The organism is Streptococcus sp. CF8_St5-17 (assembly GCF_024295665.1).
GTDB lineage: Bacteria > Bacillota > Bacilli > Lactobacillales > Streptococcaceae > Streptococcus.
Genome location: NZ_JANCOU010000010.1, coordinates 1 through 13,787 on the forward strand (window position 1 = coordinate 1; position 13,787 = coordinate 13,787).

The 13,787-nt window shown below is 39.4% G+C and carries 14 protein-coding genes; 13 read left to right on the forward strand and 1 reads right to left on the reverse strand.

Annotated elements, in window-relative coordinates:
• A partial coding sequence (locus NMM19_RS07555) for a G5 domain-containing protein (protein ID WP_254730748.1) occupies positions 1-1,220 on the forward strand: 1,220 nt, incomplete at its 5' end.
• Positions 1,221-1,332: 112 nt separating this feature from the next.
• Here the strand turns inward: NMM19_RS07555 and NMM19_RS07560 are convergent.
• Positions 1,333-2,184 carry a MurR/RpiR family transcriptional regulator gene (locus NMM19_RS07560; protein ID WP_254730751.1) on the reverse strand — a complete coding sequence of 284 codons (852 nt, stop codon included), beginning with the start codon at positions 2,182-2,184 and terminating at the stop codon, positions 1,333-1,335.
• Between the two features lie 192 nt (positions 2,185-2,376).
• Between NMM19_RS07560 and pbp2b the strand changes: the two genes are divergently transcribed.
• From pbp2b to NMM19_RS07620, 12 genes are all read left to right on the forward strand, one after another.
• A complete protein-coding gene (gene pbp2b / locus NMM19_RS07565) occupies positions 2,377-4,422 on the forward strand; it encodes a penicillin-binding protein PBP2B (RefSeq protein ID WP_302851400.1) in 2,046 nt (681 codons plus the stop codon).
• 10 nt (positions 4,423-4,432) lie between these two features.
• The gene (recR, locus tag NMM19_RS07570; RefSeq protein ID WP_070888870.1) at positions 4,433-5,029 is read left to right on the forward strand and encodes a recombination mediator RecR; all 597 of its coding nucleotides are present in this window, start codon (positions 4,433-4,435) and stop codon (positions 5,027-5,029) included.
• Between the two features lie 166 nt (positions 5,030-5,195).
• On the forward strand, positions 5,196-6,239 hold the full coding sequence (locus NMM19_RS07575; RefSeq protein WP_254730757.1) for a D-alanine--D-alanine ligase: 1,044 nt from the start codon (positions 5,196-5,198) through the stop codon (positions 6,237-6,239).
• 53 nt (positions 6,240-6,292) lie between these two features.
• Entirely contained in the window at positions 6,293-7,666 is a 1,374-nt protein-coding gene (gene murF, locus NMM19_RS07580; protein WP_254730760.1) for a UDP-N-acetylmuramoyl-tripeptide--D-alanyl-D-alanine ligase, read from the forward strand.
• Entirely contained in the window at positions 7,653-8,264 is a 612-nt protein-coding gene (locus NMM19_RS07585; RefSeq protein ID WP_254730763.1) for an NUDIX hydrolase N-terminal domain-containing protein, read from the forward strand. Before murF ends, NMM19_RS07585 begins: the two co-directional genes overlap by 14 nt.
• Before the next feature lie 120 nt (positions 8,265-8,384).
• Positions 8,385-9,092 carry a TIGR02206 family membrane protein gene (locus NMM19_RS07590; protein WP_254730766.1) on the forward strand — a complete coding sequence of 236 codons (708 nt, stop codon included), beginning with the start codon at positions 8,385-8,387 and terminating at the stop codon, positions 9,090-9,092.
• A 159-nt stretch (positions 9,093-9,251) separates the two neighbouring features.
• Entirely contained in the window at positions 9,252-9,698 is a 447-nt protein-coding gene (gene rplM / locus NMM19_RS07595) for a 50S ribosomal protein L13 (RefSeq protein WP_002876943.1), read from the forward strand.
• Positions 9,699-9,716: 18 nt separating this feature from the next.
• Positions 9,717-10,109, forward strand: coding sequence for a 30S ribosomal protein S9 (gene rpsI, locus NMM19_RS07600; protein WP_002893764.1), 393 nt, complete (start codon positions 9,717-9,719; stop codon positions 10,107-10,109).
• A gap of 244 nt (positions 10,110-10,353) precedes the next feature.
• Positions 10,354-11,148 (forward strand): FxLYD domain-containing protein, encoded by a 795-nt coding sequence (locus NMM19_RS07605; protein ID WP_254730769.1) that lies wholly within the window; start codon positions 10,354-10,356, stop codon positions 11,146-11,148.
• A 410-nt stretch (positions 11,149-11,558) separates the two neighbouring features.
• Positions 11,559-12,143 carry a DUF6287 domain-containing protein gene (locus tag NMM19_RS07610; protein WP_254730772.1) on the forward strand — a complete coding sequence of 195 codons (585 nt, stop codon included), beginning with the start codon at positions 11,559-11,561 and terminating at the stop codon, positions 12,141-12,143.
• Positions 12,144-12,440: 297 nt separating this feature from the next.
• A complete protein-coding gene (locus tag NMM19_RS07615; protein ID WP_178894601.1) occupies positions 12,441-12,953 on the forward strand; it encodes a GNAT family N-acetyltransferase in 513 nt (170 codons plus the stop codon).
• 146 nt (positions 12,954-13,099) lie between these two features.
• Complete coding sequence (locus tag NMM19_RS07620; RefSeq protein WP_178894602.1) at positions 13,100-13,786, forward strand: XRE family transcriptional regulator; 687 nt, start codon at positions 13,100-13,102, stop codon at positions 13,784-13,786.
• The last annotated feature ends 1 nt before the right edge of the window (position 13,787 follow it).

The window sequence follows — 13,787 nt, forward strand, 5'->3', positions numbered from 1 at the left end:
AAGACGCTCTGACATCTATCAACAATCTTCAGGCGACACCAAAAGAGGAACCAGCTCCAGAAGAGCCAAGTAAACCAGAAGAGCCTGCAAGACCAGAGGACCCAAGTAAGCCAGAAGAGGAAGTGAAACATTCAAATCTTCCAGCTGAAGGTGTTAAAGAATTGAGTGTAACTCAACCAAGCCTTGAAGTAACGACAGAGCCGATTGCCTTCAACACTATTCGTCGTGAAAATTCTCTTCTACCTAAAGGTAAGGAACAAGTCGTTTCTGAAGGAAAAGACGGACAAGTAACAACCTATGTAGAAGTTGACGGCAGCGATCGTAAAGTTGTTAAGGTTGAACGTGAGGAAGCTCAAGACCGCATCGTTGAAGTTGGTACTCAAGAAGGAACTGCTATGCCGACAGAAGGCGTTATGAATTTGGACTTTAATCTACCAAATCTAAAAGTAGAGAAAGAACCAATCGCCTTCAAGACTGTTCGCCGTGAGAATGCTGATTTAGCTAAAGGTAAGGAACAAGTTGTTTCTGAAGGAAAAGACGGACAAGTAACGACTTATGTAGAAGTCGATGGTGACAACCGTAAGGTTCTTAAGGTTGAACGTGAGGAAGCCCAAGACCGCATCGTCGAAGTTGGAACCAAGGAAGAAAGTCCATCAACTGATAGCACATTGAAGGTCTTGAAAGATTCATCAACAAACTTGAAACTGATTGCTCGAGAAGGGGACCTCAATGGTGGTTCTGTTCTAGAGGTCGATAAGGTTGCTAACCAGGTCTTGGAAGGTCGCCGTTTCGATGCTTATCAAATTCAATTGAAGAATGAGAAAGGAGAACTTGTTCAATTGAAAGGTGCAGCCCTTGTTCAAGTTGCTGTGGCGTCTGATGTAGCCAATGTCTATGCTATGAATGCAAATCAAGAATTGCAGGAAGTGAAGTTTGAACAGAAGGGTTCAGCACTTGAATTTGTAGCTCCACACCTAGGTGTCTATGCGGTAGTCTACAAGGATGCAGCTCAACCAAGTGCACCAGCAAATGTAGAAACTCCTACTCCACAACCTATGGGAGAAGATAAGCCTTTAGCAGAGGCTAAGGGCACTGTAGCAGATTCTACAAGCAAACAGTTACCAGCAACAGGAGAAGAAGTAAGTTCAACTCTCTTGCCTGCCCTCACTCTTGTTTCAGGAATGATGCTATTCTTCTTCAAAAAAGAGATGAAGGACTAGAATAGAGAACGTCAAAGGAAGTATCTTGAACCACTAAAAAAGGAGTCCCATTGTGGGCTCCTTTTTGTGGGGAAAAATATTTTAAACAGAAAACCCTGAATGGTTTCCAATTTCAGGGCTTTCTATTTCTTGTGTTTCTGCGATAACCATTTAATCGATTATTTTCCCAGTAGCTATTAAAGATTTTTTCTTTACTTTCGCGATCAATCTCTAGGAAATAAGCATAGAGTAAATCAATGATAATCAGCATTGGAAGCTGAGCAGAGATTCGTTGGATATATGAGGCTTGGTTTTGACTTGCGACTAATACTGTTTCTGTAAATGCTTGGGTATCCTTATTCGGTGCACTTGTAAATAGAACTGTCTTAGCTCCCATATCCTGGGCATCTAATAGGCTATCGATGATAGATGGTGTTGTTCCTGAGAGAGAAAAACCAAACACCAAACATTTTTCATCAATAATGCTAGTCGTCCAGGCAAAACCGTCTGGATCTGTTAAGGCTTCACAGACGACACCCAATCTCATAAAACGTAGCTTCATCTCACGTGCGACTAGACCAGAACTCCCAGTTCCGAAAAAATACACGCGTTCGGATTGGTCAATCATCTGAGCCACGCGTTCCAGTTGCTCATCGTCAATCAATCCTTGAGAAATTTCTCGCAGGTTTGCATAACTTCTAAGGACTCTCTGAGTCAAAGGATTCATATCCTGTTGAGGAGCAGAAAGAGTGTCTTTTTGTTGTTGGTATTTGAAGATGAACTCTCGATAGCCCTTAAAACCACATTTCTTGGCAAAACGAGTGAGCGCTGCCTGGGAAATATGAAGTTTTTGAGTAACTTGCTGAGAGGATAAGTCATCGTTTATGGTATCTGCCTGCAGAAAATAGCGAGCAATTTCTTGCTCTAAATCGGTCATTTCTTCAAAGTGAAGCTCAATGATTGTAGAAATATCTTGCTTATTCATGGGACTCCTTTGATAGCTATTTGCCAGAATTTATTTGATAAATCTAACAAATAAAATAGCGCTCACCTCCATTATATCATAGAAAATAATTTTTGGACCAAAAAGGAAAAGTCTTTTCTTTTTCCATAATTTTCTACCTAAATTATGGTACAATGAAGAGTGTGATTTTGATTAGAAATGAGATTGATGTGTATGAGAAAATTCAATAGCCACTCGATACCGATACGGCTTAATTTGTTATTTGCAATCGTCATTTTGCTTTTTTTAACAATTATTGGCCGTTTGCTTTATATGCAAGTTCTTCATAAGGATTTTTATGAAAATAAACTCGCTTCTGCTAGCCAAACTCGAGTAACCATGGGTTCCGCTCGTGGAGAAATTTATGATGCAACAGGAAAACCTTTAGTCCAAAACACCGTTAAACAAGTTGTTTCATTCACACGAAGTAACAAGATGACTGCGGCTGATTTGAAGGATATTTCTAAAAAATTGTTGACTTATGTCACAGTCACTTCTCCAGAGTTGACGGACCGACAAATGGTAGACTACTACTTGGCGGATGCCGAAGCTTATAAGAAAACAGTTGAAGCTCTTCCAAAAGATAAACGGTATGATTCAGATGGCAATCAACTTTCTGAATCTGAACTCTATAACAACGCTGCTAATAGTATTGCAGCTAATCAGATGGACTATTCCGAGGATGAAAAGAAGGCAATCTACCTCTTTAGCCAACTCAATTCAGTTGGAAATTTTGCTACAGGAAATATTCAAACAGATCCTTTGAGTGATACACAGGTAGCTGTAATTGCTTCTGCTTCAAAGGAATTGCCAGGTATTTCTATCTCTACCTCATGGGATCGAAAGGTCTTAGAAACTTCTCTTTCATCTATTGTCGGAACTGTTTCTAGTGAAAAATCAGGTCTTCCAGCAGAAGAAGTAGACGCTTATTTGAAAAAAGGTTATTCGCTCAATGATCGCGTCGGGACTTCCTATCTTGAAAAACAATACGAAGAAGTTTTGCAAGGAAAACGGACCGTCAAGGAAATCCATTTGGACAAGCATGGAGACATGGAGAGCGTAGAGAATATCGAAGAAGGTAGCAAGGGAAAAAACATCAAATTAACCATTGATTTGGCCTTCCAAGATAGCGTAGACAGCCTCTTGAAGAGTTATTTTAATTCTGAACTTGCAAATGGTGGTGCTAAATACTCAGAAGGTGTTTATGCAGTAGCCCTTAATCCTAAGACAGGTGCTGTATTGGCAATGTCAGGAATTAAACACAATCTAGAAACAGGAGACTTGACACCAGACTCACTAGGAACAGTGACCAATGTTTTTGTACCAGGGTCTGTCGTTAAGGCGGCAACCATCAGTTCTGGTTGGGAAAATGGGGTCTTGTCAGGCAACCAAACCTTGACAGACCAACCAATCGTCTTCCAAGGTTCTGCCCCTATCAATTCCTGGTATACTCCTTATTACGGTTCTTTCCCGATTACAGCCGTTGAAGCCTTGGAGTATTCATCCAATGCTTACATGGTCCAAACTGCTCTTGGAATCATGGGGCAAACTTATCAGCCGAATATGACAGTGGGAACCAACAATCTTGAATCTGCTATGGGTAAACTTCGTGCTACCTTTGGAGAGTATGGACTAGGAGTTTCTACTGAGATTGACTTGCCAGATGAATCGACAGGATTTATCCCCCAAAAATTTGACTTGGCTAATTATTTAACTAATGCTTTTGGCCAGTTTGATAACTACACACCGATGCAATTAGCCCAGTACGTTGCAACTATTGCTAACAATGGTGTTCGTCTAGCTCCACATATTGTCGAGGGAATATACGACAACAATGATAAGGGTGGCCTTGGGGAATTAATCCAAGCAATAAATACCAAGGAAATCAACAAGGTCAATATTTCTGAATCAGATATGGCAATCTTGCACCAAGGATTTTACCAAGTATCGCATGGAACTAGTCCCCTAACGACAGGACGGGCGTTTTCAGATGGTGCCACTGTTTCTATCAGTGGTAAAACCGGTACAGCTGAAAGCTATGTAGCTGGTGGTCAAAAAGAAGCTAATAATACCAATGCCGTGGCCTATGCTCCAACAGAAAATCCTCAAATTGCAGTTGCAGTAGTCTTTCCTCATAATACCAATTTAACCAAAAATGTTGGGCCAGCAATTGCTCGCGACATTATCAATCTATACAACCAACACCATCCAATGAATTAGAAAGGAAGCCATGCTTTATCCAACACCTATTGCTAAGTTGATTGACAGTTATTCTAAACTTCCGGGTATTGGGATCAAGACAGCAACCCGTCTAGCCTTTTATACTATTGGAATGCCGGATGATGACGTCAACGAATTTGCTAAAAATCTCCTTTCAGCTAAAAGAGAGTTGACCTATTGTTCTATCTGTGGACGTTTAACCGATGAAGATCCCTGTTCTATCTGCACAGATCCAAGTCGGGACCAAACAACTATCCTCGTCCTAGAGGATAGTCGAGATGTAGCTGCTATGGAAAATATTCAGGAATACCATGGGTTATACCATGTATTGCATGGGTTGATTTCACCCATGAATGGAATTAGTCCGGATGATATCAACCTTAAGAGTCTTATGACTCGTCTTATGGCCAGTGAGGTTTCAGAGGTCATCGTAGCTACCAATGCAACAGCTGATGGCGAAGCGACCTCCATGTATCTCTCTCGCTTGCTCAAACCTGCAGGTATCAAGGTTACTCGTCTAGCACGAGGTCTAGCAGTAGGAGCAGATATCGAATATGCGGACGAAGTAACGCTCTTAAGAGCTATCGAAAATCGTACAGAACTCTAGTCTGTAAGATTAATGATAGAAGCAATTAGCTAGTAGATAAGATTTTAAGAAACATAGAGACTGGATTTGTTTTTAATCTAGTCTCTTTTTTGCTATTCAAGTTTAAAAAAAGAGACAAATGTGATATACTAAAGAGCAAGTATTCTAGTAGAAATAGGACAATCATATGAAACAAACAATTATTTTATTATATGGTGGACGCAGTGCAGAACGTGAAGTGTCTGTATTGTCAGCTGAGAGTGTCATGCGTGCGGTCAACTATGATCGTTTCGCAGTCAAAACCTTCTTTATCAGCCAGTCCGGTGATTTCATCAAAACCCAAGAATTTACCCAAACTCCTGGACAAGATGAACGTCTCATGACCAATGAAACGATTGATTGGGACAAGAAAATTGCTCCAAGTGCTATCTACGAAGAAGGAGCGGTTGTTTTTCCAGTTCTTCATGGACCTATGGGAGAAGATGGTTCTGTTCAAGGTTTCTTAGAAGTCTTGAAAATGCCTTATGTCGGTTGTAACATCCTATCTTCAAGCCTTGCCATGGATAAGATTACTACCAAGCGTGTCTTGGAATCTGCTGGTATTGCCCAAGTTCCTTACGTAGCCATTGTTGAAGGGGATGACTTGGCTTCTAAGATTGCTGAAGTTGAAGAAAAATTAACCTATCCAGTCTTTACCAAACCATCCAATATGGGTTCTAGTGTTGGTATTTCTAAGTCTGAAAATAAAGAGGAACTCCATCAAGCTCTCGAACTCGCCTTCAAGTACGATAGCCGTGTATTGGTAGAACAAGGAGTTAATGCACGTGAAATCGAGGTCGGTCTCTTAGGAAACTATGATGTCAAGAGCACGCTTCCTGGTGAAGTTGTCAAAGATGTAGCCTTCTATGACTACGAAGCAAAATACATCGATAACAAGATTACTATGGATATCCCAGCCAAGATTAGTGATGAAGTAGTAGCAGTCATGCGTAAAAATGCAGAAGCCGCCTTCCGTGCTATTGGTGGACTTGGTCTCTCACGTTGTGACTTTTTCTATACAGATAAGGGAGAAGTTTTCCTAAACGAGCTCAACACTATGCCAGGATTCACCCAATGGTCTATGTATCCCTTGCTTTGGGACAATATGGGTCTTCCTTACCCAGAACTAATTGAGCGTTTGGTGGATCTTGCTAAGGAAAGTTTTGACAAGCGTGAAGCGCACCTATTGTAAAGACAGACATAAGGGCGGGGAAGGACTCCTTGCCCCTTTTTAAAGGAGTAAACATGAAACTTACGATTCACGAAGTTGCGCGTGTTGTTGATGCAAAAAATGATGTGACAAGCTATGCGGATAATCCGTTAGTCAAGGCAGAGTTTGATAGTCGCTTGATTGGAGCTGGGGATCTATTTGTGCCACTCAAGGGGGCGCGTGATGGTCATGACTTTATTGAGACGGCTTTTGAAAACGGTGCTGCTGTAACCCTGTCAGAGAAGGCAGTAGCAGGTCATCCTTACATTTTAGTAGAGGATGTTTTGACAGCCTTTCAAGCTCTTGCGGCCTATTACCTTCAAAAGACTGGTGTCGATGTCTTTGCTGTTACAGGTTCAAATGGGAAGACAACGACCAAGGATATGTTGGCCCATTTGCTTTCTACAAACTACAAAACCTACAAAACGCAAGGGAACTATAATAACGAGATTGGGCTTCCCTACACGGTTCTCCATATGTCAGATGACACTGAAAAGTTAGTCTTGGAAATGGGACAGGATCACCTAGGAGACATCCATCTCTTATCTGAACTAGCTCATCCAAAGACAGCTATTGTGACTCTGGTCGGAGAAGCTCATTTGGCCTTCTTTAAAGACCGTTCTGAAATTGCCAAAGGGAAATTGCAAATCGCTGATGGGATGGAGCAGGGTGCCTTGCTTTTAGCGCCAGCTGATCCTATTGTAGAGGATTATCTACCTGCTGAGCAAAAAGTGGTTCGTTTTGGTCCAGGTGCAGAACTCGAAATTACAGAATTGATTGAGCGTAAGGATAGTTTAACCTTCAAGGCTAATTTCTTGGAGCAGGCTCTCGACTTGCCAGTAACAGGTAAGTACAATGCGACCAATGCCATGATTGCCTCTTATGTTGCTTTGCAAGAAGGAGTAACTGAGGAGCAGATTGGTCAAGCCTTCCAAAATCTAGAATTGACCCGCAATCGTACCGAGTGGAAAAAAGCTGCCAATGGAGCAGATATCTTGTCAGATGTCTACAATGCTAACCCAACAGCTATGAAGTTGATTTTAGAAACTTTCTCTGCCATTCCAGCCAATGAAGGTGGCAAGAAACTCGCAGTTCTGGCAGATATGAAAGAGCTAGGGGATCAATCCGTTCAACTCCATAATCAAATGATTTTGAGCCTGTCACCTGATGTACTTGATACCGTTATTTTCTACGGTGAAGACATTGCTGACTTGGCTCAGTTAGCTAGTCAAATGTTCCCCATCGGTCATGTTTACTACTTCAAGAAAACAGCTGAGGAAGACCAGTTTGAAGCCATGGTTAAGCAGGTCAAGGAAAGTCTTGGCGCACATGACCAGATTTTGCTTAAAGGTTCGAACTCTATGAATCTAGCCAAGCTAGTAGAAAGTTTAGAAAATGAGTGCAACTGATTTCGCTAAAGCTATTCAGAGAATGTTGGCCATTACTGATACTGGACTGACCTATACCAAGGATCCTTTTGACCGTGAACGTTATGAGGATTTACGGCAGATTTTATCAAGTATCTTGCAGGATCAAACAGAGCTCAATCAAGAGGAATTGACTGCAATTTTAAAACCAACAGGTAGCTATGCAACTCCCTTGATGGATGTGCGGGCATGGATTGTTCAAAATCAGAAGATTTGCCTGGTTAGAGGACAAGGAGAGGATACTTGGGCCTTACCTGGTGGCTTTGGCGAGGTAGGATATTCTCCCAAGGAAAATATCCGAAAAGAAGTTCAGGAAGAAACAGGATTTTCGGCAGAAGTAGGTTCTTTATTGGCGGTTTTTGATACCAACCGCTTTCAACTTCAGAACAAACAGTATGCCAAGTTCGTTTTTGACTGTCAGTTATTGGATGGACAATTTCAAGAAAATCAAGAAATTGCAGAACTTGAATTTTTTGATATCAAGAATCTCCCACCCCTATCTGAAAAACGAATAACCAAAGAACAAATGGAAATTCTATGGCAGGTCTATCAGGGTGAGCGGGAACAATATGTCGATTAGAAGCTTTGCTTTATATTAAGATCGACAGTTTCTTTTACACAAAATTATAAGAAATAAATGTAAGCTAGGCTCTATAGAGATGAGTAAGAGGCCTGCTTATATGAAAATGAGGAAAGTTACATGAATGTTTGGGATGCTTTATTTAGCACGCAGCCGACGGAGCCACCCCAATTTGATCTTCTTTGGTATGGAAGTCTATTTAGTTTATTGGCATTGACTGTATTTCTTGCCTATCGTTATGGTGATAAAAAAGTTTGCCAGCGATTTTTCCAGATTTTACAGGCGACCCAGTTAATCCTTCTCTACGGTTGGTATTTGGTCAATCAGATGCCTTTAACAGAAAGCCTACCCTTTTATCATTGCCGTTTAGCAATGTTTGTAGTGCTTTTGATTCCTGGTGTCTCTAGAGTCAAACAGTACTTTGCTGTTCTCGGAACCTTTGGGACTTTGGCGGCCTTTGTTTATCCAGTGCCAGATCCCTATCCCTTCCCACATATTGCCATTTTGTCCTTTATTTTCGGACACTTAGCCCTCTTTGGAAATTCCTTGATTTATCTCTTGAAGGACTACGATGCTAATTTATTGGATTTCAAACGAATCCTAGTCATCACATCTTCGCTTAATGCGCTGATCTTTGTGGTTAATCTAATGACGGGTGGAGATTATGGCTTTTTGACAAAACCACCATTGGTTGGAGACCACGGTCCTTTGATCAATTATATAGTGGTTACGCTGTTCTTGACTTGCGCTATTTACTTAGTTTCTAAGGCGTTTCAGACCATGCTTGAGGAGAAGGGTGAAAGAAGACTACGAATCTGGCAAAAATGAAAAAATATTTTCCCAACCGCTTGACTTTTATCTGAGAATTTTGATACAATAGTAGGCGGTATTGTTTACCCCATTTGTAAGGCCCCGGAACCTTTCAAATAACTTGCGGACCGGAACATCCGCCCTGTAAACAAAAACGACATTCATATAGGAGAAATCATGAACAAAACTACATTCATGGCTAAACCAGGCCAAGTAGAACGCAAATGGTACGTTGTTGACGCAACTGATGTACCTCTTGGACGCCTTTCAGCAGTTGTTGCTAGCGTACTTCGCGGAAAAAACAAACCAACATTCACACCACACACTGATACAGGTGACTTCGTAATCGTTATCAATGCTGAAAAAGTTAAATTGACTGGTAAAAAAGCAACTGATAAGATCTACTACACTCACTCAAACCACCCAGGTGGATTGAAATCAATCTCTGCTGGTGAACTTCGTTCTAAAAATGCAGTACGTTTGATCGAGAAATCAGTTAAAGGTATGCTTCCACACAATACTCTTGGCCGCGCTCAAGGTATGAAATTGAAAGTATTCGTTGGAGCTGAGCACACTCACGCTGCACAACAACCAGAAGTTCTTGATATTTCAGGACTTATCTAAGGAAAGGAACAATAAAGTATGTCACAAGCACAATATGCAGGTACTGGACGTCGTAAAAACGCTGTTGCACGCGTTCGCCTTGTTCCAGGAACTGGTAAAATCACTGTTAACAAAAAAGATGTTGAAGAGTACATCCCACACGCTGACCTTCGTCTTGTAATCAACCAACCATTCGCAGTTACTTCAACTGCAGGTTCATACGACGTTTTCGTTAACGTTGTAGGTGGTGGTTACGCTGGTCAAGCAGGAGCTATCCGTCACGGTATCGCTCGTGCCCTTCTTCAAGTAGACCCAGACTTCCGCGATTCATTGAAACGCGCAGGACTTCTTACACGTGACTCACGTAAAGTTGAGCGTAAGAAACCAGGTCTTAAGAAAGCTCGTAAAGCATCACAATTTAGTAAACGTTAATTCGAAAGAATTACGATACTTACAAAGAGCACCTTTCGGGGTGCTCTTTTTTTTGTTAAAAAGTAAGACTTATCACAAAATTTTTCTTGAGTTATTTTTTATCGACAACTTTTCTCAAATATATGAAATTCATTTGAAATAGAAAAGGGCCTATATTTACAATACTTTTCAAAAGCATCTATTAGTTTGACAGTAATCAAAGGAGTGTTATAATAGAAAAAAAGATAGAAATGAGAGATTGAGTGTGGGGAAAAAACTATTAGGTGTAGTTTCAATACTTCTACTAATGCTTTTGCTTATATTTAATGCAAGTAAAAACAACAATAATACCTATGATAATGAATTTTTAACTTCGTTAGCAAAAGGGTTAGATAAACGTTGGGAGTTTGTTGCCAAAAGGGATTATGATAAAGAATCACTAAAAAACTATAGAATCTGTGTGGATTATGAACTAAATGAACTTAAGAAATATAAAAATCGAGAGTTCGAAAATCCTGAGTTAAAGAAACTAGCTGACACCTATATTGATGTCCTTAAGAATGAAAAGGAAACGGCAATAAATCGAAAATACTTGGATAGAATCTTTAGAAACGAGTGGAACAAACTCCAATATAAACGTTATGAATTACTTTTAGATATTAATTCAATAAGTGAAATCCCTGTTCAAGATAAAAATAGTTTAAATAATATATTGAGGTCCGGTGAAGCTGTTAAAGAATTTAATAGAGTTTACGGAATATTAGTAGATACGTTTGATGCAAAAAACTTTGTAGTTGAAGAGGTTGAAGATGGATCAGAAAAAGAGAAGCGCTACGTGGGGAATTTTGAAAATACTACAGGTCATCGCATCAATTACATAGATATAAATATTTCTTTTTATGATGAAAATGATAAAATTTATTCTGGTTTTAAGTTTGAAACAAGATATTTATGGGAAAATGGAACTAAACAAAGCTTCGAATTCTCGATTCCAGATTCAGACAAGAGGTTCAAATATTTTAAGGTTAATTTGGGTGAAAACAGTTTTAGGTATGAGTAGGCTTCTTGTTTTATTAGCATAAAAATAATATATTTTCAATAGGTCTTAAGAAAGCTCGTAAAGCATCACAATTTAGTAAACGTTAATTCGAAAGAATTACGATACTTACAAAGAGCACCTTTCGGGGTGTTCTTTTTTATACTTCCTTACTAAATTGGTGCAATTGACACAGTTGTTGCGACTTTAGTCGCTTACAAATGTGGCTGCAATTTGACGAAGTCAAGTTGCCTCAAAACGTTAATCAATACGATACTATCAACATTTACAGACGTTCAAGAATTTTCTTTTGGATGTCTTTTTGTTTCAAAAATACAAAATTCACCCAAATAATATATTTAAGTCCAATATTTTGTTACTTGTATGAGTGTAGTATGATATAATTAAATGAGAATAATATAAAGGAGTTATAAATGAAAATAGGAAAAGGCATAAATTGGCTTTTGATTCTGTTATGTTCCTTAATCCCTATAGTGCTGATAAGTTCTCTCTTCTTCTTTTTTAATCATAAGAAGCAAGATGCAGAAGTAGTGAATACTCCTACAACGGAACAGCGTTCTACTACTAGTACGACAACGACTAGTTCACCAAGTACTAGTTCAACGACTTCCCAAGATAGTATTACTACTACCACGGAGGAGGAAAGACCTTCGACACAAGAAGAGAAAACGAATGCTAAATCACAAAAAATAGATGAGCAAGCCATTCTAAATGGAGATTTCTCTACTCTAGTTGGAACATGGAGAAATGGACTTGGACAAGAGTTTGCATTCGATAAAAATGGATTAGTAAACAGTGGAAACATTGAGAAAGTGAGCATGGGTAACCATGGAACTATTGAATTCAGTGTTAGATCTGGTTTTACAGGGTATGGAATGAGTGTTTACCCTGCTGGACTTATTATAGATGGGTTAGATTCTGACTTAAGTAAAAACAGGCTTACTGCTGGTCAAGCTGCTCCAACTAGCTCAGAACAAGTTTTTTATAAAGTAGACTAAATAATCAACCATCTCAGAATTAATGAGATGGTTTTCTTCTTTATTTGTAAGTCATTATCATTTTATGAAGATGAAGCAAGTGGGTTTAAAAATAGCTTCCATAGGTGTTTCCAGCTTGTTTAGCAAGATGTTGGAATTTATGAGGACCTTGATGGATATTATTTTTCTTCATAGTATGTTGTGTTATAATGTAGATGCGATATGAATAAATTAAGATAGCTCTGTAAATTCTGTAAATATCACTTTGTGTGAACATGACTACATTTGAATTTATAGAATGATAGGAGGTGGTTTACAATGATAAGTTTAGAGTTGATGTCTGAAGAAAATAGCATAGATGTTTATTCTTTTGAAAAAGAAAATAGAGAGTATTTTGAGCGAAGTTTACCTCCTAGACCAGCTCACTATTTTGATTCAGAAAGTTTTAAAGAAATTACAAGGGAATTGTTAAGGGAACAAGAGAATCATGATGTCTACATGCATCTTATTAGAGATACACAAGGTGTTATGGTTGGAAGAATCAATTTAAGTGTTTTAGGGAAGGATAGAAAAACAGCAGAACTTGGATATAGGATTGGAGAAAATGTTACTAATTTAGGATATGCCAGCGAAGCGGTTAAACTCGTTTTAGAAAAGGCCTTTACTACTTATGGTTTACATAAGATTATTGCGGGGACGGCAACGTACAATCTGGCTTCTCAGAGAGTGCTTTTAAAAAATGGTTTTACCTTTAGTAAAATCATAGAAAATGACTTTCAAATGAATAACGAGTGGATTAATACGGCAGTATTTGAGATAAGGAATCTATAGCATCATCATTACCAGCCGTTTGCCAAACCTCAACATTTCTAGTAGACATTCGTCTACTTTTTTTATATAATAAAACTAAACCAAAATGGTTGAATTTTGGAAACAAAGTCAACCTACGATGAAAACATCACGCTAGGAGGTAAAACATGTACCAACCAGAAAAACTCAAAGCTCGGAGAAAAGAGTTAAAGCTAACACAGAAAGAAATTGCAGAGCAGCTTGGCATTAGTTTTCAGGCTTATTCAGCTTGGGAACGCGGAGTCAAGGAGCCTTCTAAAGAGAAGGTTGCTCAACTAGAAGATCTTTTAAAAGTACCAAAAGGCTATTTCACCCAAATCGAAATTGTCCGTCTCTATAATAGCCTCTCGAACCAAGGGAAAGAAAAGGTGGTAGTCTATGCCCGTAATTTGGCTCAAGAAGAACAAGCCAAGAAGGTGACTGCTATTTCAGAAAAACTCTACGAGTATCACGTCTATGAACGCATGTCGGCTGGTATCGGAGCTTCGGTTTATGATGATCGAAACTTTGATACGGTTTACTTCAATGAAGAATTGGCTCACGATTTTGCTTCATGGGTGTCTGGGGATTCTATGGAACCTAAATATCAAAATGGTTCCGTGGCTCTGATTCGAGAGACAGGATTTGATTATGATGGTGCTGTCTATGCAGTGGTTTGCAATAACCAGACCTATATCAAACGGGTCTACCGTGAAGAAGATGGTCTGCGTCTGGTCTCTATCAATCCTAAATACAAGGATATTCACATTTCTTACGAAGAAGATCCGCGAATTGTGGGCATTATCGTGGGTAATTTTGTACCGATGGAGGGATAGT

Coding starts and splice junctions, on each gene's coding strand:
- recR (WP_070888870.1), top strand. CDS start 4,433: ATGCTTTATCCAACACCTATTGCTAAGTTGATTGACAGTTATTCTAAA.
- pbp2b (WP_302851400.1), top strand. CDS start 2,377: ATGAGAAAATTCAATAGCCACTCGATACCGATACGGCTTAATTTGTTA.
- NMM19_RS07575 (WP_254730757.1), top strand. CDS start 5,196: ATGAAACAAACAATTATTTTATTATATGGTGGACGCAGTGCAGAACGT.
- rpsI (WP_002893764.1), top strand. CDS start 9,717: ATGTCACAAGCACAATATGCAGGTACTGGACGTCGTAAAAACGCTGTT.
- NMM19_RS07615 (WP_178894601.1), top strand. CDS start 12,441: ATGATAAGTTTAGAGTTGATGTCTGAAGAAAATAGCATAGATGTTTAT.
- murF (WP_254730760.1), top strand. CDS start 6,293: ATGAAACTTACGATTCACGAAGTTGCGCGTGTTGTTGATGCAAAAAAT.
- NMM19_RS07590 (WP_254730766.1), top strand. CDS start 8,385: ATGAATGTTTGGGATGCTTTATTTAGCACGCAGCCGACGGAGCCACCC.
- NMM19_RS07620 (WP_178894602.1), top strand. CDS start 13,100: ATGTACCAACCAGAAAAACTCAAAGCTCGGAGAAAAGAGTTAAAGCTA.
- NMM19_RS07610 (WP_254730772.1), top strand. CDS start 11,559: ATGAAAATAGGAAAAGGCATAAATTGGCTTTTGATTCTGTTATGTTCC.
- NMM19_RS07560 (WP_254730751.1), bottom strand. CDS start 2,184: ATGAATAAGCAAGATATTTCTACAATCATTGAGCTTCACTTTGAAGAA.
- NMM19_RS07585 (WP_254730763.1), top strand. CDS start 7,653: ATGAGTGCAACTGATTTCGCTAAAGCTATTCAGAGAATGTTGGCCATT.
- rplM (WP_002876943.1), top strand. CDS start 9,252: ATGAACAAAACTACATTCATGGCTAAACCAGGCCAAGTAGAACGCAAA.